The 20,005-nt window shown below is 63.9% G+C and carries 25 protein-coding genes; 8 read left to right on the top strand and 17 right to left on the bottom strand.

What is annotated here, in order from left to right; all coding sequences use genetic code 11:
* The first annotated feature begins 82 nt into the window (after nt 1-82).
* Nucleotides 83-1,051, top strand: coding sequence for a helix-turn-helix domain-containing protein (locus BcanWU425_RS12580; RefSeq protein WP_007601369.1), 969 nt, complete (start codon nt 83-85; stop codon nt 1,049-1,051).
* Between the two features lie 58 nt (nt 1,052-1,109).
* On the opposite strand, the gene BcanWU425_RS12585 is transcribed toward BcanWU425_RS12580, so the two are convergent.
* The 5 genes from BcanWU425_RS12585 to BcanWU425_RS12605 form a co-directional block, all read right to left on the bottom strand.
* Nucleotides 1,110-1,535, bottom strand: a complete 426-nt coding sequence (locus BcanWU425_RS12585) for a hypothetical protein (protein WP_231190509.1) — start codon at nt 1,533-1,535, stop codon at nt 1,110-1,112.
* 130 nt (nt 1,536-1,665) lie between these two features.
* Nucleotides 1,666-2,655 carry a Bug family tripartite tricarboxylate transporter substrate binding protein gene (locus BcanWU425_RS12590; RefSeq protein WP_085384845.1) on the bottom strand — a complete coding sequence of 330 codons (990 nt, stop codon included), beginning with the start codon at nt 2,653-2,655 and terminating at the stop codon, nt 1,666-1,668.
* A gap of 113 nt (nt 2,656-2,768) precedes the next feature.
* Nucleotides 2,769-3,698, bottom strand: a complete 930-nt coding sequence (locus BcanWU425_RS12595; protein WP_085350563.1) for a substrate-binding periplasmic protein — start codon at nt 3,696-3,698, stop codon at nt 2,769-2,771.
* On the bottom strand, nt 3,695-4,051 hold the full coding sequence (locus tag BcanWU425_RS12600; protein ID WP_018460302.1) for a c-type cytochrome: 357 nt from the start codon (nt 4,049-4,051) through the stop codon (nt 3,695-3,697). Before BcanWU425_RS12600 ends, BcanWU425_RS12595 begins: the two co-directional genes overlap by 4 nt.
* 10 nt (nt 4,052-4,061) lie before the next feature.
* Complete coding sequence (locus BcanWU425_RS12605; RefSeq protein WP_085350564.1) at nt 4,062-5,726, bottom strand: methanol/ethanol family PQQ-dependent dehydrogenase; 1,665 nt, start codon at nt 5,724-5,726, stop codon at nt 4,062-4,064.
* A gap of 345 nt (nt 5,727-6,071) precedes the next feature.
* On the opposite strand from BcanWU425_RS12605, the gene BcanWU425_RS12610 reads away from it, so the two are divergent.
* The 4 genes from BcanWU425_RS12610 (at nt 6,072) to BcanWU425_RS12625 (ending at nt 7,986) form a co-directional block, all read left to right on the top strand.
* A complete protein-coding gene (locus BcanWU425_RS12610) occupies nt 6,072-6,464 on the top strand; it encodes an EF-hand domain-containing protein (RefSeq protein WP_026233996.1) in 393 nt (130 codons plus the stop codon).
* A 171-nt stretch (nt 6,465-6,635) separates the two neighbouring features.
* Nucleotides 6,636-6,716 carry a pyrroloquinoline quinone precursor peptide PqqA gene (gene pqqA, locus BcanWU425_RS12615; RefSeq protein WP_018460299.1) on the top strand — a complete coding sequence of 27 codons (81 nt, stop codon included), beginning with the start codon at nt 6,636-6,638 and terminating at the stop codon, nt 6,714-6,716.
* 36 nt (nt 6,717-6,752) lie between these two features.
* A complete protein-coding gene (locus BcanWU425_RS12620) occupies nt 6,753-7,658 on the top strand; it encodes a hypothetical protein (RefSeq protein ID WP_018460298.1) in 906 nt (301 codons plus the stop codon).
* A gap of 118 nt (nt 7,659-7,776) precedes the next feature.
* Complete coding sequence (locus BcanWU425_RS12625; protein WP_018460297.1) at nt 7,777-7,986, top strand: hypothetical protein; 210 nt, start codon at nt 7,777-7,779, stop codon at nt 7,984-7,986.
* Nucleotides 7,987-8,156: 170 nt separating this feature from the next.
* Here the strand turns inward: BcanWU425_RS12625 and BcanWU425_RS12630 are convergent, their stop codons facing one another.
* The 4 genes from BcanWU425_RS12630 to BcanWU425_RS12645 are packed head-to-tail and all read right to left on the bottom strand — an operon-like array spanning nt 8,157 to nt 10,977.
* A complete protein-coding gene (locus BcanWU425_RS12630; protein WP_018460296.1) occupies nt 8,157-8,510 on the bottom strand; it encodes a hypothetical protein in 354 nt (117 codons plus the stop codon).
* A 47-nt stretch (nt 8,511-8,557) separates the two neighbouring features.
* Complete coding sequence (locus tag BcanWU425_RS12635; protein ID WP_018460295.1) at nt 8,558-9,268, bottom strand: ABC transporter ATP-binding protein; 711 nt, start codon at nt 9,266-9,268, stop codon at nt 8,558-8,560.
* On the bottom strand, nt 9,258-9,995 hold the full coding sequence (locus BcanWU425_RS12640; RefSeq protein WP_018460294.1) for an ABC transporter permease: 738 nt from the start codon (nt 9,993-9,995) through the stop codon (nt 9,258-9,260). The genes BcanWU425_RS12635 and BcanWU425_RS12640 overlap by 11 nt, the downstream gene beginning before the upstream one ends.
* Nucleotide 9,996: 1 nt before the next feature.
* A complete protein-coding gene (locus tag BcanWU425_RS12645) occupies nt 9,997-10,977 on the bottom strand; it encodes an ABC transporter substrate-binding protein (RefSeq protein ID WP_204513979.1) in 981 nt (326 codons plus the stop codon).
* 88 nt (nt 10,978-11,065) lie between these two features.
* Here BcanWU425_RS12645 and BcanWU425_RS12650 point away from each other — a divergent pair, with 88 nt between their 5' ends.
* The gene (locus BcanWU425_RS12650) at nt 11,066-11,425 is read left to right on the top strand and encodes a hypothetical protein (protein WP_018460292.1); all 360 of its coding nucleotides are present in this window, start codon (nt 11,066-11,068) and stop codon (nt 11,423-11,425) included.
* A gap of 120 nt (nt 11,426-11,545) precedes the next feature.
* On the opposite strand, the gene BcanWU425_RS12655 is transcribed toward BcanWU425_RS12650, so the two are convergent.
* Nucleotides 11,546-12,364, bottom strand: coding sequence for a quinoprotein dehydrogenase-associated SoxYZ-like carrier (locus BcanWU425_RS12655; protein WP_204511938.1), 819 nt, complete (start codon nt 12,362-12,364; stop codon nt 11,546-11,548).
* 50 nt (nt 12,365-12,414) lie between these two features.
* The gene (locus tag BcanWU425_RS12660; protein ID WP_026233993.1) at nt 12,415-13,338 is read right to left on the bottom strand and encodes a quinoprotein relay system zinc metallohydrolase 2; all 924 of its coding nucleotides are present in this window, start codon (nt 13,336-13,338) and stop codon (nt 12,415-12,417) included.
* A 127-nt stretch (nt 13,339-13,465) separates the two neighbouring features.
* On the opposite strand from BcanWU425_RS12660, the gene BcanWU425_RS12665 reads away from it, so the two are divergent.
* Together BcanWU425_RS12665 and BcanWU425_RS12670 are read left to right on the top strand one after the other, a co-directional pair.
* A complete protein-coding gene (locus tag BcanWU425_RS12665) occupies nt 13,466-14,347 on the top strand; it encodes a substrate-binding domain-containing protein (protein WP_204511937.1) in 882 nt (293 codons plus the stop codon).
* Nucleotides 14,348-14,357: 10 nt separating this feature from the next.
* The gene (locus BcanWU425_RS12670; protein WP_085350573.1) at nt 14,358-14,915 is read left to right on the top strand and encodes a PQQ-dependent catabolism-associated CXXCW motif protein; all 558 of its coding nucleotides are present in this window, start codon (nt 14,358-14,360) and stop codon (nt 14,913-14,915) included.
* Nucleotides 14,916-15,043: 128 nt separating this feature from the next.
* Here the strand turns inward: BcanWU425_RS12670 and BcanWU425_RS12675 are convergent, their stop codons facing one another.
* From BcanWU425_RS12675 to BcanWU425_RS12700, 6 genes are all read right to left on the bottom strand, one after another.
* Nucleotides 15,044-15,343, bottom strand: a complete 300-nt coding sequence (locus BcanWU425_RS12675; RefSeq protein WP_007601401.1) for a copper-binding protein — start codon at nt 15,341-15,343, stop codon at nt 15,044-15,046.
* 137 nt (nt 15,344-15,480) lie between these two features.
* The gene (locus BcanWU425_RS12680) at nt 15,481-16,095 is read right to left on the bottom strand and encodes a hypothetical protein (RefSeq protein WP_026233992.1); all 615 of its coding nucleotides are present in this window, start codon (nt 16,093-16,095) and stop codon (nt 15,481-15,483) included.
* A complete protein-coding gene (locus tag BcanWU425_RS12685) occupies nt 16,092-16,940 on the bottom strand; it encodes an ABC transporter permease (RefSeq protein WP_204511936.1) in 849 nt (282 codons plus the stop codon). The genes BcanWU425_RS12680 and BcanWU425_RS12685 overlap by 4 nt, the downstream gene beginning before the upstream one ends.
* Nucleotides 16,937-17,743, bottom strand: a complete 807-nt coding sequence (locus BcanWU425_RS12690) for an ABC transporter ATP-binding protein (RefSeq protein WP_018460285.1) — start codon at nt 17,741-17,743, stop codon at nt 16,937-16,939. The genes BcanWU425_RS12685 and BcanWU425_RS12690 overlap by 4 nt, the downstream gene beginning before the upstream one ends.
* On the bottom strand, nt 17,740-18,720 hold the full coding sequence (locus tag BcanWU425_RS12695) for a YVTN family beta-propeller repeat protein (protein WP_026233991.1): 981 nt from the start codon (nt 18,718-18,720) through the stop codon (nt 17,740-17,742). The genes BcanWU425_RS12690 and BcanWU425_RS12695 overlap by 4 nt, the downstream gene beginning before the upstream one ends.
* Nucleotides 18,721-18,730: 10 nt before the next feature.
* Complete coding sequence (locus BcanWU425_RS12700; RefSeq protein ID WP_018460283.1) at nt 18,731-19,912, bottom strand: ABC transporter substrate-binding protein; 1,182 nt, start codon at nt 19,910-19,912, stop codon at nt 18,731-18,733.
* Nucleotides 19,913-20,005 lie beyond the last annotated feature (93 nt).

Here is a 20,005-nt window from a genome sequence, read left to right on the forward strand (position 1 = left end):
GTCACGCAATCACGGTTCAGGGCTCCGGCAGCGCGGCTCGCGATTCGCGTCAAATCTCCGGATCAAACCAGTGGCTGGATTAATGTCCGACACGATTCACACGCTCTCGACGACGGGCATGACGCCGAAACGTCAGATCCAAAGCTGGATCGACGGGCTGACCAGCCTGTGTGGGCATTTCGACGTAGATCCGCTGGAAGCGTCTTCGCTCGAAGGCCGCATCGACTACACCAGCGTCTCGCGTCTGAAGCTCTGCCAGATCGAGGTCAGCCAACATCGCATCGCGCACACGCTGGCGCGCGCCAAGGCCAATGAACACCCGTATATCAAGATCCACTTCCAGACTTACGGCGTGTCCTATTTCGAGCAGGAAGGCCGCCACATCGAGCTGAACCCGGGCGACATCATCGCCTATGACGTCTCCTGTCCGCATTCGATCATCAGTCCCGCTTTCACGCGCCATGACGTGGTGATCGTGCCGAAGGCGCTGCTGCGCGACCGTGGATTCCCGTCGCAGCGAATGCCCGCCTGCAAATTGACCTCACGCACGGGGACGGGGCGCATCGCCCATGATTTCGTCCATGCGACCTTCGACGAGGCGGCCAAGCTGTCGGCGAACAGTGCGGTCGGCGTCGCCGATTCGCTGATCGACCTCTTGCTGCTGCCGCTGCGCGAGGCCGACACGATGCTCGATCGCGTCGGACCCGAAGCGACCTATGTGCGCGCGCAATTCTTCATCCGCGAGCATTTGCGCGATCCGGATCTGTGCATCGACCAGATCTCCGGCGAACTGGGCTGCTCCAAGCGTTATCTGCACATGCTGTTCTCGGAGCGCGGCACCACGGTGAGCGACTACATCTGGCAGGCGCGTCTTCAGAATTGCCGCCAGGAGCTCGAGGCCCACGCCGGCAAGACCATTACCGACGTCGCGTTCTCCTGGGGCTTCTCCAGCTCATCGCATTTCAGCCGGGTGTTCCGGAAATATTTCGGCGTAGTGCCGTCCTCGATCCACAAGGCGCAACAGGGCGCGGTTGCGGCGGACGAGCACTAGGCAAACGCCAGGTTCGGAGTCGACGCGACGGTTGACCGTCACGCGCCCGCGATGTCTCTCATGCCGATTTGGCGATGTAGGGAATGCTGGTCAGGAGAGCGACGAGCAACACCGCGTTGCCCAGCATTCCACTCCAATGCAGTCGGCGTAGCCGGCGCGGGGCCTCGGCATCGCCGGCGTCCCTGGCGCTGAGCTGTTCGTCCATCTGTTGCATGAACCAGCGGCGCCCATAGATCGCCAAGGCTGCAAGGAGGCCAACGCCCATCGCTGCGACCAGACGACCGTCGAGCAGGAAAGCGACCGCTCCGATGATTCCGGCAACGCGCATCACCAGAAAATGCGCATTGAACATTCCGCGCAAAAGCTGGGCGACGGGCTGGATATCCAGCTTCACCAGCAGGAAGGCCGGAGACGCCAGGGTGAAATAGCCCATCGGAAAGAGTAGGATGATCATGACGGCTACGGCAACGCCATCCGGTGTCATGGGATCGGCCTTTCTCGTCCGCGCCGGCGAGACCTTCCCGCCAGCGTCGCACAATCATAGCGGGAAAATGCGCTTCCGGCACTAGGCTTTGGTCGGATGCCGCGCTGCGAAGGGCGTCATGCCTCGCGGTTCAGGCGGGTTCGAGGCCGAGCGATCGCGCGCTCTCGATCCAGATCGGCAGCTCGCGCTGATACAGGGCGTTGGTTTCCTTGAAGCCGATCGCGGGTTCGAGCACGAACGTGTTGAGAACCTCCTTCACCTTCGGATCGCTGTTGGCAGCGACGCAAAGCTCCGCCAGGCGGTCGACGACCGGCTGCGGTGTCGCTTTCGGCACGGCCCAACCGGAGAAGCCGCTGACGGTGAAGAATTTCGACGTCGCGCCCTGCTCGGGGAGGGTCTTGATATCAGGGATGGCGTCGACCTTCTTCGAATGCACCGCGAACACGGTGCCGCGATCGCTTTGCAAGACCGATTGCGCTGCGGTGTAGCTGCCCATGGCCACATCGAGCGTACCTTCCAGCATGCCCGTCCACATCGGGGCTTCGCCGCGATAGTGGATCGGCTCGATGGCAAGGCCATACTGCTTGTTGAGCTCGTGGACCGTCATATGCGGGGCCGAGCCCGCGCTATAGGTGCCGAAGTTGACTTTGCCGCTCTTGCGCGCAAAGGCGACGAAATCCTCCAGCGTCTTGACGCCGGTTTTCGGGTTCGCCACCAGCAACAGGCCGGCGCCCGGAATGACGCTGACCAGCGTCAAATCCTTGTCCATGTCGTAGCCGGGAGTCTTCATCACCACCCGGTTCATGATGTAGGTGGTCGAGATCGAGCACAGGATTGTGTGGCCGTCGGGCTCTGCGCGGGCGACCTCCGCCGTCCCGATCGCGCCGGCGGCACCGGGCTTGTTCTCGACGACGACGGTCTTTCCGACCTGCTTGGCAATGAATTCACCATAGGCGCGCGCGAGCAGATCGGTCTGTCCGCCGGCGGGATAGCTGCAAATCATGCGGATCTGCCGCGATGGCCACGCAGCCTGCGCCGAGGCGCCACGCGAGACGAAAGGCATCGCGAGTGTGGTGGTGCCGGCGGCGATGAAGCGGCGGCGATCGAGTTTTGCGGACATGATTCTCTCCCGGGTTGTCGCCGACGGTACTGCATCGGGTCGCCTCTGCCATGGGTGGCTGGCGAGACAGATTGGCGCATTCGAAGGGCCGCGCTGGGTGCGCCAGCTGTCCACTAGCGCTGAATGATCTTCAACCAGACGTCGCCAAGGATCGCAGGCTCCCGCGGCGGCAGATAGCTCAGCCCCGCCTGTGTGCCGAATTCGGCGATCTTGCCCTCGGCAGCAAGCCCGGTCAGCGCCTTGTTGACGGCGTCGAGCAGTGCGGGATCGCTGGCCAGCCCGACATAGCCGCGATTGGCCCCGATCGGATAGTAATAGCCGGACGCGGTGATCGCCGTGTCGGGGTGCGCGGCGCGATGGGCGTCGAAGCGGCCGAGGTCGATCAGCGTCGCGTCATAATCGCCACGGGCAAGTGCGCCGAGGAGATCATCGCGGCCGGGGACGAGATGCGTGATGTCGTCGATCAGGCGCCCCTTGTCGAAGGTCATGAGGATCGCATCGCCGAGCGAGCCGCTCTCGATGACGAGGCGCAGGCCGGCGAGATCTCCGATATCGCCGATGTTGCGACCCCGCGCCTTCGGCCCGAGCACGACCGTCATCGGCGAGTAGACATAGGGCTGGCTCGGCGCGAGCACGCCGAGCGCGACGCGGCGGCGCCGGTCGTCGCGCGTGGCGCCGGCAAAATCCGGCAAGCGCGCCGTTTTCATGCCGGGCTTGACGAGGGAGTCCGTCGTCAGCGCGTAGCCGCCGACGAGCGAGCAACGCCCATCGGACAGCAGCGCATTGGCCTCGAGCTGCGGGCTCGAATCCTCGTCCAGCTTGCTCTCGAACCACTGGATCGTCAGCGGCCGTCCGAGCCGGTCGGCGATCGCCTGCGCCAGCAGCACGTCGAAACCCGAGCCGGGCTTGCCCTTGTGATGCACGGAGAGCGGCGGCCTGTCCTCGTCGAGACAAATCTTGAGCGGATCGTCGGCCGCGCGTGCAGCTGCGGCCGCCGCCGCGAGAATCGCGGCAATGCTCCAAACGGCCAGCCAGCGCCTCATGGTTTTCTCCGGCTCGAGATGAAGGCCCAGAGATTCCCGATCTCCTCGTCGCTGAGAATGTCAGCCCAGGGCGGCATCTTGTTGTTCTTGCCGTTCTTCACGGTGGTGACGAAGCGCGTCTTGTCGTCGGGGAAGGCGCGCAGGTCCGGCGTGATGGTGCCGGGGTTCATCATGTTGGGGCCGTGGCAGTGCGAGCATTTCTCGGCATAGGTCGACTTGCCGTGGTCGATCTGTGCCTGCACGGGATTGCCGGTTGAATCATCCGCGGCACGAACGGTCGCCGCAAGCGCGACCGTCAGCACCGCGACGGCGGCGAGGATCGCCACCGTCTTGTGAGATAGCTTTCTCAGCATCGTGCCGTGGTTATTGCTTGACCGCAAAAACCCAAAGTGAGCCGCCGGGCGGGACTTTGGCCAGCCGTTCGTCGCCGGAGAACAGCGAGTAGACGCCGCCATAGCCGCTCGTCACGGCGACATACTGCACGCCGTCCTGCTGCCAGGTCACCGGTTGTCCCTCGATGCCCGAGCCGGTCTGGAACTGCCAGAGCTTCTTGCCGGTATCGGCATCGAAGGCCTCGAACTCGCCGGTCAGCGCGCCCGAGAACACGACACCGCCCGCGGTCGACAGCACGCCGGAGAAGCGCGGGATGTCGCTGGGTGCTTCCCACTTCGCCTTGCCGGTCATGGGATCGATCGCCTTCAGATGACCGCGCGGGCCGTCACCCCATTCCCAGAGATCGGTGAGGTCCATGCCGAGATACCATTCACCCTGCTTGAAGGTGGCGGGTTCGGTCTTGTACCTGCCGCCGAAGGCGAGCGTGTTGGCGTAGGCGAGGCCGGTCTGCGGATTGAACGACATCGGCTCCCAGTTCTTGCCGCCGAGGATCGACGGATAGACGGTCACCTTCTTGCCCTCACGCGCATCCTTCGAGACGTCGGTCTCGATGGGACGTCCGGTCTTCATGTCGATTCCCGTCGCCCAGTTGACCTTCACGTAAGGATTGGCCGCGAGCAGCTTTCCGTTGGTGCGGTCGAGCACGTAGAAGAAGCCGTTGCGGTTGGCGTCCATCAACACCTTGGTCGGCTTGCCCTCGACGTTCATATCGGCGAGGACCATCTCGGCCACGCTGTCATAGTCGAACGGATTGTTGGGCGAGAACTGGTAGTGCCACTTGATCTTGCCGGTCTTGGGATCCATCGCCAGCACGGAGCAGGTGTAGAGGTTGTCGCCCGGGCGTACCGCCGAGTTGAACGGTCCGGGATTGCCGATACCCCAGTAAACCGTGTTCAGCTCGGGATCATAGGAGCCCGTAATCCAGGTCGAGCCACCGCCGAGCTTCCAGGTATCGCCCTTCCAGGTGTCGCCGCCGGGCTCATCCGGAGAGGGGATCGAATGGGTGCGCCACAGGTGCTTGCCCGTTGCGGGATCCCAGCCGTCGATGAAGCCGCGGGTGCCGAACTCGGCGCCGGAGATGCCGGTGATCACGACGCCGTCGGCGACCAGCGGCGCCACCGTCATCGAATAGCCTTCCTTGATATCGGCCGCCTTCTGTCGCCACAGCTCTTTGCCGTCCTTGGCGTCGAGCGCGATCACGTTGGCGTCCAGCGTGGTGCGGAACACCTTGCCCTCATAGAGTGCTGCGCCGCGATTGATGATGCCGCAGCAGACGATGCGCGGCGTTTCGGCAGGATACTCGACCTTGGATTTCCAGATCTGCTTGCCGGTCTTGGCGTCGACCGCCATGGTCGCGTTGTGCGACGTCACGTAGATCACGCCCTGGTACACCAGCGGCTGCGATTCCTCGCTGCGATCGTCGTTGAAAGAGTAGTTCCAGACCGGGACAAGGTTCTTGACGCTGTCCTTGTTGATCTGGTTCAGCGTCGAGAAACGCTGAAGATTGTAGCCCATCCCGTAGTTGAGAACGTTCGATGTATCGGTCGCGCCTTTGACCAGCTGCTCGCTGGTTTGTGCACTTGCACAAGTCGATGCAAGCATGACGAGGCTCGCGGCCATCGCAAAGCGTTTCATCCGTCCCTCCCAATATGCGCGCCTATTGACGCTGCGACAGCAACACTCCGCCCGAATGCAAAACGCGTCAATACGAAAGTCGTAATTGCGATGCCGATATGGTAGGCGGCGCGGGATGCCGTCACCTGACGGAGACCTGACAAAGCAACTCTCACTTGTGCGCAGGCGCTGAAGAAATTCCGCGGCATGGAGCAGAGCGCGTGCGCCACGGCAGCGGTCGCGCCGACGGGTTCTGCAAGTTGTGCGGTGCGCAGGCTGCAATTCGGGACTTGAACCGAGGCTCGCTTGTGGACTTATGTCGTTTCGATCCGGTTCGAATCGGAGCTCTTGGTGAGGGAGGTTTTCATGATATCGCGTCGCTCTGTTGCACTTGCGCTCACGATTGCACTGCTGTCCGGTCCGGCATGGTCGGCCTCCGGCAACGCGGTCAAGACGTTCGATACCGACAATGACGGCACCCTCGATCTTGCCGAGGTGAAGAAGGCGGCGGCGGCGTTGTTCGCCAAGCTCGATCCCGATCACGACGGCACGCTCGACGCCCGCGAATTGCGCGGACGGTTAACAGCGAAAGAACTCGCCGCCGCCGATCCCGATCGCGACGGGACTCTCACGCTCGACGAATATCTCTCGGTGGTGGAGCAGCGCTTCAACGCGGCGAATCCCGACAAGGATGGAACGCTGGATGCGAAGGAGCTGAACTCGCGCGCCGGTCGCGCGCTGCTGCGCTTGTTGCGGTGAGAACCGCGCCGCTTGACTGGGAGCGAAGGCGAGTTGCCCGAGAGAGAAATTTGCAAGCGCGATGCGACAGTTCGCTGTGTCAACGGTGCGATTCCAGACTTGCGCTGTGGCTGACGCAGCCCTAGGTTTTCGCCGGCGCGATGTCGCGCTCAATCCCTTGGGAGTCCCCGAATGGCCTGGAAAGCTCCGAAGATCGTGGAAGTGCCGGTCGGCATGGAAATCAACATGTACGCCTGCGCTTTGCGCAAGTAAGACCACAAGTAAGACTGACGACCTGCCGCGGCTTCGATGGCAACCACCGTCGAAGCCGTGGTAGTGTCGGGGATGCGCGCGAGAGCCCTTACATTCTGGACCATAGCCGCCTGCACCGTCGCGCTCGCGCCGGCATGCGTCCGCGCCGAAGAGGGCTTCGATACCGAACACATCTTCGGCTTCATGATCGGTACCGATGTCGGCAATCCCGGCGAGCGCGAATTCCAGACTCAGACGACAGGCCGATTCGGCAAAGGAGGCGGGACCTATCGCGCCCTCTCGCAGGAGGTCGAGATCGAGATCGTGCCGCTGCCGAACTTTCGCATCGAGGTCGGCGGCACTGCCACCCTGCACGACATCACCGGCGTCCCCGACATCGGCGACCGCCGCCAGTTCAATTTTCAGGGCGCTTCGCTCGACCTGCGCTATCGCCTGCTCGATCGCGAGCGCGCGCCATTCGGGTTGACCGTCGCCGCCGAACTCCATGGCGACCGCATCGACGAGACTTCTGGAGCAAAAGGGCGGATGTACGGTACCGATTTCACGCTCGCCTTCGATCGCGAGCTGATCCCGAACTTCGCCATCGGGGCGCTCAACCTGATCTATCAACCCGAATGGGCGCGTTTCGAAATGGCGGGACTGTCCGAAAAGAGTTCGACCATCGGCGCGGCCTTCGCCGGCCTGGTGCGCGTGCGGCCCGATGTGCTGCTCGGCGGCGAGGTGCGCTACTTCCGGCAGTACGAAGGCATCGGCCTCGGCGAGTTCGCAGGACAGGCGCTCTTCGTCGGTCCGACCGCTTATTTCCAGCTTTCCGAGCGCTCGCGCCTGACCATGAGCTGGAGCATGCAGGCATGGGGCCGGCCGGCCGGATCGGGCGGCAATCTCGACCTCGTCAATTTCGAGCGCCACCAGGCAAGGCTGGTCTTTGGAGTTAATTTCTAGCGCTCGGGGAGAGTTGACAGGCAATTCCCGCTTTATTTCGGGCGGCCGGATTGAAACTTCCCGCTCATCGGAACGTAATCTTTTGTGCTAACTTCATCGCCTCTGCGAGGATCCCGGCATGAATCCGATCGACCTGGTGGTGACTGTGTGTGCGTTGCTCTCGCCAGCGACCTGCGAGGAGCAACATCTGGTGTTCAACTATGCGGGGTCGCCGACGCAATGCGCGATGGCTGCGCCGCCCTATATCGCGCAATGGATTGGTGACCATCCGAAGTGGCAGGCGGTGCGGTGGCGCTGCGAATATCCGCATCCGAACGACAAGGCGTAAAGCCCTGAGCTGCGTTGCCGGTCGCGACTGGCTTAGGTCCTCATCCTGAGGAGCTTGCGAAGCAAGCGTCTCGAAGGATGGCCGCAGGGCGACAGACGGGCCTGCATGGTTCGTGACGCGCGTTCCGCGCTCCTCACCATGAGGGGATAACGCTCGTAACGCAGCCCCCGTTACTTGCTGCAGTCCTTCAGATCCTTGTCGGCGATCGAGAACACCGCATCCGCCTTGATCTCGATGTCGCGCACGATGCATTGCCGCGCATTGGGATAGCTGACCCTGGCGTCGTAGCGGCCGGGCTCGACGCCGGTGATGCGCAGCCGCTCGTCGTGGTCGACCTCCTTGTCTTTGTCGTTCAGGCACTGGTTCGGCCCCCACTCGGTCTTCCCGGCCGGGGAGAGCTGGAAGCCGGAGATCGCCTCCGTCGTCAGATTCCAGAGCCGGATACCCTTGCCCTTGGCCTGGGCGAGCGCCGCGCCCGGCATCGCAACCAACAGGATGCCGATCGCAATCAGCGTACGCCGCATGATGACCCTCCCGCGAAGATGTCGTTGGTCCAATTGACCATGAGTTCTCATTGCGATTCAAGCTGCAACGCCGCGAGCTCGGCCCTGATCTTGCCGAGTTCGGCCTCGCTGCGCTCCGCGCGCGGGATGGCAATCGGCACCTCGCGCACGATGCGCGCCGGTCGCGGCGACAGCAAGAACAGGCGGTCGCCGAGCCGGATCGCGTCATCCAGACTGTGGGTGACGAGCAACGTCATCACCGGACGGCGCGCCACCAGCGTCGCGATCTCGTCGCGCAAACGGCCGGCGAGTGCGTCGTCGAGCGAGGCGAGGGGCTCGTCGAGCACGAGCAGGTCAGGCTCGACGGCAAAGGCGCGAGCGAGCGCGACGCGCCGGGCGAGGCCAAGCGACAGCTCGCCTGGAAAATGACTGCGATGCGCGTCCAGCTCCAGGATCCTGAACAGCTCGGCGAGCTTGGCGTCGGTGACATCGGGTGCCGCAAGCCGCACATTCTGCTCGACCGAGCGCCATGGCAGCAGCCGCGGCTCCTGGAAAACCATACCGATCCGCGCTTCCGGCGGGCGCGAGACGCGTCCCTCGAAATCGCGGTCGAGGCCGAGGATAATGCGCAGCATCGTGCTCTTGCCGCAGCCGGACGGTCCGATCAGCACGCCGACCTCGCCGGATTGAAGCGCGAAGCTGACCGGCGCGAGCACCTCCTGCGTCCCGCCCGCGGCACTCTTGAACCTCTTGCCTGTGATATCGACCTCAAGCCGCACGGGGTCGCCATCGTGTTGCGCGGGCTTCGAACGGTTGCACCAGCGCGGTCTCGATCACGAGCACGACGGCGGCGAAGGTTAGCGAATAGGCCAGCAGCCGCGGCGTGTCGAACAGCTGGAAGGCGACGCCGATCTCGAAGCCGACGCCGTTGGGTCGCCCCAGGAGTTCGGCGACCAGCACGATCTTCCACACCAGCGACAATCCGGAGCGGGCTGAGGCTGCGATATAGGGCGCCAGTTGCGGCAGCACGACGTGGCGGAAAGCGCGCCAGCGCGGCATCGCGAACACGCTCGCCATCTCGTCGAGCGAGCGGTCGAGCGCGCGCGCGCCCTCGCGCAGGGTGACGATGGCGGTCGGCAACTTGTTGATGGCGATCGCCGCGATCGCTGCGGCTTCGGTGAGCCCGGCCCAGATATAGGCCAGCACGATCACGACCAGCGCGGGCAGGTTCAGGAGCAGGATTAGCCAGGGATCGCCGAGCCGGTCGGCGAGCTTCACCCGTCCCATCAGATAGCCGATGGCGCTGCCGAGCGACATCGCCAGCACGAAGGCGAGGCTTACGCGGGCAAGCGTTGCGCCGAGATGCAGGAACAGCGCGCCGCTCGATGCTTCCGCGACGACGACGTCGAGCACGGCGGGCGGGGAGGGCAGCTTCGCGGCGCCGACGAAGAGGGCGGCGATCCACCAGATCGCGAGCAACAGGGCAAACGACAGAAGACGCAGCACCTCACTCCCCGGCAACTGCGTGAAAGAACGTGCCGGGATCGAGCTCGGCAGCCGGGCCGACGAGGTCGCGGCCGCCGGTCTCGGCCAGCACGCGGTAGAGCACGCGCGCGTCCCTTTCTTCGTCATCGATGCTCCGGCGCGGAATGCCGTCGCGATAGCGCTCGCGATAAGTCTTGAGCAGGGTGGCATCGCTCGTGCCGGTGAGCGGTGCGATCTTGTCCCAGGCGGCATCGGAGGTCACCAGCAGCTGCTTGGCCTTGCGGGTCATCGCGATGAAGCGCGCCACCGCATCGCGATGACTTGCCGCCCAGGTTTCGTCGAAGACATAGCCGACCGCGGAGACCGCGCCCTTGGCGCCGAGTTTCGGCAATATGTCCTCGATACCGGCAAGGCGTCTAAAACCCTTGGCCTCCAGCTGTGCGCAGAAATTCCAGAAATTGAGGCTCGCATCCATCTCGCCGTCGAGCGCCTTGGCGGCGAGCAGAGGCGGAGCACCATAGACGATGGTCGCCTCCGATTTCAGGTCGATGCCGTCCTGCTTCATGCGCGCCTGGAGCAGCAGCCAGCTCTTGTCGATGGGACCGCCGCCGACGGCGAGCTTGCGGCCCTTCAAGTCGGCGAGCGACTTGATCGGCGAGGAGGCCGGCACCATCACCGCGCCGAGCGCGCTGGAATAGGGATAGAAGGTGAGCTTGGCGCCAAGCGTGCGCTCGCGAGACACCCACAGCCAGTCGGAGAGGATGATGTCGGCATTGCCGGCGCGCAGCGCGATCTTGCCGGCCTCGGGGCTCGCAAGCTCGGCGACGTCGAGCGACAGGTCGGCCTCCTTGTCGAGGCCGTTGGCGCGGATCGCGGCCAGCTCCCAGGAGAATGTTCCGGTCTTCTGCACCGCAAGGCGAATCGTATCCGCGGCGCGGCCGGGCCCGGTTAGCGTCAGCGCCAGCGCCACCGCGAGCGCCAATGATCCACCAAATGTTCTCATCACGTTGTGAGCCGTTTCCTCTGACAGAAGTGCTTTTCAGGACAATACGCATAGCATAGCTTCCGTCGCAACCAGCGGGAGGACGCTCATGAATCTGGCCGGACAGCTACGACCGATTGTCGCCGCATTGGCGGTGTGGGCTGCGACCGCGCTCGCCGCGCAGGCTGAACAGGCCAATGATTATCCGACGTCGGCGCGTGCCGAGTATGTCTATGGCTGCATGAAGGCGAATGGCGAGAGCCGGCAGGCGATCGAACAATGTTCCTGCTCGATCGACGTGGTGGCCTCGATCGTGTCCTATGAGCGCTACGTTACCGCAGAAACCGCGCTCAGCATGTCCCAGGTCCGCGGCAATCTCGGCGTCCAGTTCCGCACCTCGGAGCAGGCGAACTCGGCCGTGAATGATTTGAGGCGTGCCCAGGCGGAAGCCGAGGTGAGGTGTTTCTGACCGCTTGGTTGTACGACCACCGTATTCGTCATGCCCGGGCTTGTCCCCGGGCATCCACGTCTTGGCGGCACCTAAGATCGTGGATGGCCGGGACAAGCCCGGCCATGACGACCGGGAGCCTCACGTCCCCGGCTTCTCCACGTCCCACTCGTTCCGGAACACGTGTCCGTCCGTGTCCTTGGCTTCCGCGCGAAAACGCCTGGCGCCGTTGGATACATAGGTGAAGCGCAGATTTGGATCTTCCGAGATCGAGATGCCGCCTTCCATCGACAGCACGGGGCTGTCGTCCTGCGTCAGCTTGAGCTGGTTGATGAAGAAGGCGGGAATGTAGAGCTGTGTGACCTGGTCCATCTGCAGGCCGGAATTGTTGGGATGGCCGATCATGATCTGCGCTTCCCGCATGCGGCTCGCCGGGGCCTCCTCGCGCGCGAATTGGCGGTAGCGCATCTGGCCGAGCCGGTTCTGGGCCTCCTCGGCATTCTTCCCTGCTGGTGCCGAGCAGCCGCCGGAGGCCTTCACGTAGACTTTCGAGACATAGAGCTGGCCATCGCTGAGCTCGGCCACCGCATGAACGTCGGTGTAATTGTTGACGCGCACGCGGGTCGAGATTTCAGTGACGTTGGCATCCGGTCCGAGCTCGAACTTCGCCGCCATCGGCGCGGGATTACGATCGATCACCAGCGTGATCGAACGGATGCGGCGGGCATCGCCGGGCGAGAGCTTGCTGCGCAGGGTCACCGGCACGATGGCCGCGTCTTCGGCACGATACGGCATCTCGATTCCAATGACATTGCCGCCGTCATTCATCGGACGGCTGCTGAAGATGTTCTGCACCAGGCCCGGCCAGGGATCGTAAGCCTCTTCCGCCTGCGCCGGCACGGCGAATGCAATGCCGAGGAGCAGGGCGATCAGAGGCAGTCGGCGCGTGCATCCCGTCATGGTCATGGTCCCGCGGACGAAGCAACGTTTCACGCATCGTAGCGCGTCCGCTACTCCCATTCAATTTCCGAAAATGCTGCGGTTGCGTTGCGGGCGTTGTAGTCGTCGAACAGCTCCCAGTGCGGCCGTTCCGAGGCGGCGGCCCTGTCTGCAGCGGTTCGGATCGGCTCGCCCTTCTTGTTCGACGCCCGGATGTCCGCCAGCAGTGCCGTCAGATAGCGCCGTTCATCGGTCAGCGCGGCAGGCCATTCACTCACAGGTCCGTGACCGGGAACGACGCGCTGCGCCGGAATGCTCTCGAGTTCCGCGAGGATGCGAAGCCAGCCGCGAATGCTGCCGTCCATCACCGGAATATGGCGGAGGAAGATGAGGTCGCCAGTGAACAGCGTCTTCGTCATCTCATCGAACACGGTCAGGTCATTGTCGCTGTGCCCGGCCGGCCAAGCCCGCAGGTTGAGGCGGCGCGCACCGAGATCGAGCATCAGGGTGTCCGTGACGAGCATTGTGGGCGGCACGATTTTCACGGGAGATATCAATTCGTCGCCCATGATGCGCCTAAAATTGTCGAGATAGTACGGCCCACGGGCAGCGAGCGCCCGCGGCAATCGGCTGTGACCGACGAAAATGGTGTCCCCGGCGACGAAAGCCGCATTGCCGAAAACATGGTCGGGATGGCCGTGGGTATTGATGACGTAGCGGATCGGCTTGCTGGTGCGGGCCCGCACCGCCGCCAGCAGCGCCTCGCCCTCGCGAACGCTACCGCCGGTATCAATCACGGCCACCGCATCTTCGCCCACGATGAAGCCGACATTGGCGATGTCGCCCTCGTTCTCGCGGGTCATCAGGGCGATGGTCCCGGAGTGTACGAAGATTCCCGGCGCGACTTCGCTCACAGGCAATTCGGCCGCTGCGGCGCATGCTAGCGTCGCTGTTACCAGGGACAAGGCTGCGATCACGAGAGCGATGCGAGACACTTTTCAGCCTCAGTTCAAAGGTTGCGCGCATTGCACTGCAACAAAGAAAGCCAGCACAAAGTCTGGCAAAACATGGCGCGTCATGCGTTGCATGGCTAGCATTCAAACAAGCCTAGGAGGAAGCGCGATGACGGAGGCCGGACGACATCGTCGCTGGTTGCTTTCACTGAGTATCCTGGTTGCGTCTTGCGCGTTCGGCGACGTCGCCATAGCGCAGACCAACGAGACGGGTGACCTCTCGTTCGAGCTGGTCGACCCCAAGGTGCTACGCGTCTGTTCCGACCCGCGCAATCTGCCGTTCTCGAATGAGAAGGGCGAGGGGTTCGAGAACAAGCTTGCCGAGCTGTTTGCGGACAAGCTCCAGAAGAAGCTCGACTATGTCTTTTTTCCGCAAGCCACCGGCTTCGTGCGCATGACGCTCGGCTCGCATCGCTGCGACGTCATCATGGGCTTCCCCCAAGGCGATGACCTCGTGCAAGGCACCAATCCCTACTACCGCACGAGCTATGCCTTGGTCGCGAAAGCAGGTAGCGGGCTGGAGGAGGTCGACACGCTGGAGGATGCCAGGCTCAAGGGCAAGCATGTCGGCATCGTCGCCGGCACGCCGCCTGCGACCAACATGGCCATTGCGGGACTGATGGGTGATGCAAAGCCCTATCCGCTCATGATCGACACGCGCTACGACAATTCGGCGCAGGCAATGATCGATGATCTCACGGCGGGCAAGATCGACGCCGGCGTGCTGTGGGGACCGATGGCAGGGTTCTACGCGAAGAAGGCGGGGTCGCTTCATGTCACGCCGCTGGTGAAGGAAACCACCGGGCCAAAACTGGTCTATCGCATCGGCATGGGCGTGCGTGGCGCCGACCAGAACTGGAAGCGGCAGCTCAACAAGCTGATCCAGGAGAACCAGGGCGAGATCAACAATATCCTGCTCGATTTCGGCGTGCCGCTGCTGGACGAGAATGATCGGCCGCTCGGCGCGGAGACGGCCAAGAAGGCACCATGAGGCAGACGCCATGAGGCGGCACCTTGCCGCCGGGCTGGTCGCCGCCGTGCTGGTGGCGCAGGTCGTTGCGCAGCAGCAGGAGCCGTTCGAGCCCGAGGGCTATCGCACCGACAACTACCGCGCGCCCGTGCCGGCGACGCTCGGCGGCGCGCGCGTGCTGTCGACGTCAGAAGCCGAGGCGATCTGGCAGGCGAAGAGCGGCGCCTTCATCGACGTGCTGCCGCGCGCGCCGAAGCCGAAGAACCTTCCCGCGGGTACCGTTTGGCGCGAGGCGCCGCGCAAAAATATTCCGGGCAGCATCTGGCTGCCGGATACCGGCTACGGCACGCTGCCGCCCGCCATGGACGACTATTTCCAGCGCGGCCTGGCGCGTGCATCACACGGCGATAAGACCGCGCTGCTCGTGATCTATTGCCTGGCCGATTGCTGGATGTCCTGGAACGCCGCCAAGCGCGCGCACGCGTATGGCTACTCCAACATCGCCTGGTATCCCGATGGCACCGACGGCTGGGAGCGTGCAAAGCTTCCGACCGAGGAGGCGCAGCCCGAGCCGCGGCCGGAGCAATAGGCAAGAGATCGTCATGCCTGGGCTTGTCCCGGGCATCCACGTTCTTCGTGCCTCGTGGCTGTGCGTGGATGGCCGAGACAAGCCCGGCCATGACGCCCTGTCGCACGTGGGAAGAGGCGAGGAAAAGCTTACTGCTTCTGCAACTTCGTCAGCGTGCCCGTCCCGTTATTGTCGGTCGCAGAGTAGCTCACCCTGTCGCCGGCGTGGACGGCGTCGAGCATCGCGGCATCCTTGGCCTTGTACTCCTGGAGCGCGCCGGCGCCGCCTGCGCTGCCGCCGACTGTGCCCTTCTGCGTCTGCTGGATCGAAATCGTGCTGTTGAGCCGATCTATCCGTGTGACCATTCCGGTCAGATCGTCAGCGAATGCGCTGCTTGCGAGCATGCTGATGGCTGCAGCGCCTGCGAGGATGAATTTCGTGGTTCCCATCGAGGCCTCCCGATGCCTTGGATTACCCGTCGACAAGACATCCTAGACCGATTTGGTTCCGGCATATAGCACGGCGGCAGGTTAATGATCGCCATGGAGGCGCGGGAACCGGCCGCAAGCGGTCAATGAGGCTGACTCTATTCCATTTCCTGCTGGATCACGCGTCCAAGCGCAAACAGCCGCTGGTCGATGGTGGTGGGAACCTCGCAGACGAATCGCACCACCTTGTGGCGGTCCTCGAAAATGCGAGTCTTCCAGATCAGCTCGTTGCTGAGCGCATCGACCTTAGCCTCGTCGCGCGGCGTGGCGCCTTGGAGCGCCTGAAGCTGGACGCTCTCCTCGCGGATCTTGTCGGCGGCTTCGCGCTGCTTGCGGCTGACGCGTTCCAGCCCGCTCATGACCTGCGAGCGCTGAGCGTTGAGCGTGTCGAACAGGCCTGCGAACAGCAGTTTTGCGTTCGTGGTCTTGTCGGCCGCGGAGCCCGCCAAAAACTCCTTCACCAACTTCTCGCCCTCGTCCAGCGGCGTCTTGCGTGCCGACAGTTTGGCGACCAGCGCGCTGACCTTGGCGTCGTCCTTCCATTTGTTCTGCACGTCGTCGAGCGGAGGACCAGCCCATACGGCGGCGAGCGAAATTTCCGGCACTTTGGCCTGAGTGCAGGGCCAATCCGGATAGCGCGGGTCGGCCGCGCGTGCCGCCGTGCTCGCGGCTGCGAGCATCAGAGCGGCCATGGCCAGAACCCGAACCGTCATCCTTCGCCTCCCGCAGGCCCCCGTCGCGCCAGCCCGCGCGAGGGATCATAGGCCAGAATCGCGCCGATCATGAAGGCGATTGTGCAGGTCGCGACCACCGCCAGCGAGATCCAGTTGATCTGTCCGTACAGCGCGAAGCGGATCAGCTCGACCGCATGGGTGAACGGATTGGCCTCGCAAACATAGTAGAGATATGGGCTGCCCTCCTGCACCCGCCAGAGCGGGTAGAGTGCCGATGAAGCGAAGAACATCGGGAAAATGACAAAATTCATCACGCCGGCAAAGTTCTCCAGCTGCTTGATGCCGGAGGAGATCAGCATGCCGAGCGAGCCCAGCATCAGTCCGGACAGGATCAGTGCCGGCAGCACGGTGAGATAGCCTGACAGAGGAGGGGTGATGTCCCAGAACCAGGCGATCAGCAGGAACGCATAGACCTGGAGCAGCGACACCGCGGTGCCCGCGAGCAGCTTGCAGAACAACAGGTAGCCGCGCGGCAGTGGGCTCACCAGCAGCGTGCGCATGTTCCCCATCTCACGGTCATAGACCATCGAGAGCGAGGACTGCATGCCGTTGAAGAGCTGGATCATGGCCATCAGCCCCGGCGCGATGAAGACCTCGTAGAGGATGTAGGTCTCGTAGGGCGGGATGATGGAGATGCCGAGCACTTGGCGGAAACCGGCGGCGAAGATGAACAGCCAGACCAGCGGCCGCACCAGCGCCGAGACGAACCGCTCGCGCTGGTGCAGGAAGCGCAGTCCCTCGCGCCAGACAATGCCCGTGAGGCAGGTCATGTATTCGGCGGCCGAGAAGCCGCGCTGCGCCTCGCGCGTGGTGATGCTGCTCATGCGCCGCCGCCCGGCAGGGTCTGCGCGCCGGTCAGGCGCATGAAGGCGGTGTTGACGTCCTGCGCGCCGGCTTCCGCGACGACGCGGCTCATCGGTCCCTGCGCCAGCACCTTGCCCTGATGCAGCACCACGAGATCGTCACCGGCCATGATTTCGTCGAACAGATGCGTGGCCCAGAGTACGCCGATGCCTTGCTCGCTCACGAGCTGGCGCACATGGCTGATGATGTCGGCGCGCGCCTTGACGTCGAGGCCGACGGTCGGCTCGTCCAGCAAGAGCAGGCGCGGCCGGTGCAGCAGCGCCCGGGCGATCTCCAGCCGCCGCATCTGCCCGCCCGAGAGATCGCGCACCTTGCTGCCGGCGCGCTCGGTAAGCCCGATGCGACCGAGCAGCTCGGCGGCTCGAGCGCCGGCTTCGCGGCGGCTGATGCCGTGGAGTGCGGCGTGATAGAGCAGGTTCTGCGTCAGCGACAGATCGAGATCGAGCGTGCGCGGCTGGAACACGACGCCGAGCAACCGCAGCGCCTCGCCGGGACTCTTGCTGATGTCATGGCCGAAAATGCCGACGCGGCCGGACTGGATGCCGAACAGGCGCGTGATGAGCGAGAACAGCGTGCTCTTGCCCGCCCCGTTGAGGCCAAGCAGGGCCGTGAAGCTCGCGGGCTGCACGTTGAAGGACACGTCCATCAGCGCGCGGCGCGGTCCATAGGCGTGGCTGACGTCGTCGATCGATAGCGCGGGCACGGTCGCCGGATCGGGCCTTGGTGTTTCGCGTTGTTCGGCGATGGGAACAGGGCTGGTCATGGCGCGATCGTGATACCCCAGGGCAGTTCGCCCACTTGAATGGTCTTGATCACCTTTTGCGCGGCGACGTCGATGACGGAGACGTCGTTCGAGACGCCATTGGTGGTGAGCAGAAATTTTTCGTCCGGCGTGAATGCCATGTGCCAGACCCGCTGTCCCACCAGCAGATATTTCGTCACCTTGCGCGAGGCGGTATCGACCACGGCGACGCGATTGGCGGGACCGAGCGCGATGAAGGCGGTCTTGTCGTCCCGGGTCATGCCGATGCCAACGGGCTGGATCGCCTCTTTCCTCAACCCCGGAATCTCGAAATTGATCTTGCCGGTCACCTCGTGCTTTCCGGGGTCGATGATCGAGACGGTGCCGCCGATCTCCGAGGACACCCACAATTCGGAAGCGTCGTGCTTGAATTCGGCAAAGCGCGGTCGCGCGTCGACCAGCACGTTGGCGACGATCTGGCGCGACGACGTGTCGATGAAATGCGCCATGTTGGTGGTCTCGGACGTGTTGATCAGCGTCTTGCCGTCCGGGCTGATGGTCATGCCCTCGGGCTCGACGCCGACCTGGATGTCGCCAAGGCGAGCGCGCTTCTCGAGGTCGATCACGGTCACTGTGTTGTCGTTCTCGTTGGCGACATAGAGGACCTTGCCGGCGGCATCCTGGGCGAACAATTCAGGGTCGGGACCGGAGGGCAGGCTGTCCACCACGGTTTGCGTCTTCGCGTCGATCATCTGGATCGTGTCGTCGTCGCCGACCGCGACCATCACGAACTTTCCGTCGCGCGTGAAGTCGATGCCACGCGGGCGCTGGCCGACCTTGATGGTCTTGGTCACCGTCCAGCTTTCGGTATCGATCACCGACACCGTGTTGCTCTTCTCGTTCGAGACATAGGCGATGAACGCATGCGCCGGCGCTGCCGCCAGCGCCAATCCGGACAGCAACCCAACACGCCACGCGCGGAACGTCCAAGTCCTCACTTTAATGTCCTCACTTCAGCTTGCATTTGCTCTCCGGGCGGTCATAGCCGAGCGTGTCGAGCTCGGAGACCTGGTGCAGGAAACCTTCTTGCGGCGACACCGACACCACCATGCGGCCATCGACCAGCAGGATCGGCTGGCGCAGCTGCAGGTTCCAGTCGCGCAAGGTCAGCTTCGTGCCCTTGAAGGCGGCGACCGAGAACTCCGGGCCCTTGATGAAATCGGTGACCTTCTTGACCTCGCCGGAATTGGTGCGCGACGTGGCCTCTCCGATCATGCGCACGGCGGTCCACGCCTGCATGTCGAGCGCAGTCATCCGCCGCGCGTTGAGCTTGACGAAGCGGTTCTGCATCTGGATCGCGCCCCACTGGTCCTGCGCAGCGTCCCAGCTCCGCGGCACGAGGCCGGCCGAGCCCGCGACAGGCCGTGGATCCCAGGTGCGATAGGGCAGGTAGGCGCCGAACACCTCGCTCTCGTCAGCGGCGACCAGTACATCATAGGCCGGAGCTTGTTGCGTGAACACCGGCATCTGCCGCTGGATCAGCGTCACGCCGGAGTCCGTGCGGCGCGCGCCGCCTTTGTCTTCGAAGCTGCGCTCCTGCACGATCTTGGCGCCGAACCGCGTCGCGGTGCGCCGGAGCGCATCGGCGAACAGTCTGTCCTCGTCATGCGAGCCAACCACGAGCAGCCAGCGCTTCCATTGCTTCCACACCAGATACTGACCGAGCGCATCGGCCAGCATTGCGCGCGTCGGCGCGGTGTGGATGACGTTGGCACGGCAATCGGCCTCGCGCAGCCGCTCGTCGATCGCGCCGGCGTTGAACAGCAACGTGCCGCGCTCGCGCAGGGCGTCGGCGACCTTCAGCAGCGTGTCGGCCGGCAGGTCGGCGATGATGAAGCCGTTGCGTGCGGCGAGCTCTGTCGCGGCCTGCACGGCATCTTCGCCCTCCTTGATACGACGCTCCTCCAGCGCAAATCGCTGGTTGAGGAATTTGCCGGTAGTGTTGTTGTCCTCGATGGCCAGGCGTGCGCCGGCGACGCCGTCATTCTCCGCGGGCTGCTCGACCAGCGACAGCGTTGATCTGGTGCCGGCGATTCCGAGATAGCCGACGCCGATCATGACAGGGTCGGCTGCGAGCGCACTCGTCGCAGCAAAACCCAGGCAGATCAGGCCGACCAACCATCGGATCATGTTTCCTCCAGATGTTCTCCCCGGCTTGACCGCCGATGGAGAATTGTCTCTGCTAAAGCATGACCGATTTGTCAGGGCATGCAACCCCGCATT

The sequence above is a fragment of the Bradyrhizobium sp. WU425 genome (genome assembly GCF_021052305.1).
Taxonomy (GTDB): domain Bacteria; phylum Pseudomonadota; class Alphaproteobacteria; order Rhizobiales; family Xanthobacteraceae; genus Bradyrhizobium; species Bradyrhizobium canariense_D.

Bases quoted from the DNA above. Each gene is read 5' to 3' on its own strand.
- BcanWU425_RS12580 (WP_007601369.1), top strand. From the start codon at position 83: ATGTCCGACACGATTCACACGCTCTCGACGACGGGCATGACGCCGAAA.
- BcanWU425_RS12585 (WP_231190509.1), bottom strand. From the start codon at position 1,535: ATGACACCGGATGGCGTTGCCGTAGCCGTCATGATCATCCTACTCTTT.
- BcanWU425_RS12590 (WP_085384845.1), bottom strand. From the start codon at position 2,655: ATGTCCGCAAAACTCGATCGCCGCCGCTTCATCGCCGCCGGCACCACC.
- BcanWU425_RS12595 (WP_085350563.1), bottom strand. From the start codon at position 3,698: ATGAGGCGCTGGCTGGCCGTTTGGAGCATTGCCGCGATTCTCGCGGCG.
- BcanWU425_RS12600 (WP_018460302.1), bottom strand. From the start codon at position 4,051: ATGCTGAGAAAGCTATCTCACAAGACGGTGGCGATCCTCGCCGCCGTC.
- BcanWU425_RS12605 (WP_085350564.1), bottom strand. From the start codon at position 5,726: ATGAAACGCTTTGCGATGGCCGCGAGCCTCGTCATGCTTGCATCGACT.
- BcanWU425_RS12610 (WP_026233996.1), top strand. From the start codon at position 6,072: ATGATATCGCGTCGCTCTGTTGCACTTGCGCTCACGATTGCACTGCTG.
- pqqA (WP_018460299.1), top strand. From the start codon at position 6,636: ATGGCCTGGAAAGCTCCGAAGATCGTGGAAGTGCCGGTCGGCATGGAA.
- BcanWU425_RS12620 (WP_018460298.1), top strand. From the start codon at position 6,753: ATGGCAACCACCGTCGAAGCCGTGGTAGTGTCGGGGATGCGCGCGAGA.
- BcanWU425_RS12625 (WP_018460297.1), top strand. From the start codon at position 7,777: ATGAATCCGATCGACCTGGTGGTGACTGTGTGTGCGTTGCTCTCGCCA.
- BcanWU425_RS12630 (WP_018460296.1), bottom strand. From the start codon at position 8,510: ATGCGGCGTACGCTGATTGCGATCGGCATCCTGTTGGTTGCGATGCCG.
- BcanWU425_RS12645 (WP_204513979.1), bottom strand. From the start codon at position 10,977: ATGAGAACATTTGGTGGATCATTGGCGCTCGCGGTGGCGCTGGCGCTG.
- BcanWU425_RS12650 (WP_018460292.1), top strand. From the start codon at position 11,066: ATGAATCTGGCCGGACAGCTACGACCGATTGTCGCCGCATTGGCGGTG.
- BcanWU425_RS12655 (WP_204511938.1), bottom strand. From the start codon at position 12,364: ATGACGGGATGCACGCGCCGACTGCCTCTGATCGCCCTGCTCCTCGGC.
- BcanWU425_RS12665 (WP_204511937.1), top strand. From the start codon at position 13,466: ATGACGGAGGCCGGACGACATCGTCGCTGGTTGCTTTCACTGAGTATC.
- BcanWU425_RS12670 (WP_085350573.1), top strand. From the start codon at position 14,358: ATGAGGCGGCACCTTGCCGCCGGGCTGGTCGCCGCCGTGCTGGTGGCG.
- BcanWU425_RS12675 (WP_007601401.1), bottom strand. From the start codon at position 15,343: ATGGGAACCACGAAATTCATCCTCGCAGGCGCTGCAGCCATCAGCATG.
- BcanWU425_RS12680 (WP_026233992.1), bottom strand. From the start codon at position 16,095: ATGACGGTTCGGGTTCTGGCCATGGCCGCTCTGATGCTCGCAGCCGCG.
- BcanWU425_RS12685 (WP_204511936.1), bottom strand. From the start codon at position 16,940: ATGAGCAGCATCACCACGCGCGAGGCGCAGCGCGGCTTCTCGGCCGCC.
- BcanWU425_RS12690 (WP_018460285.1), bottom strand. From the start codon at position 17,743: ATGACCAGCCCTGTTCCCATCGCCGAACAACGCGAAACACCAAGGCCC.
- BcanWU425_RS12700 (WP_018460283.1), bottom strand. From the start codon at position 19,912: ATGATCCGATGGTTGGTCGGCCTGATCTGCCTGGGTTTTGCTGCGACG.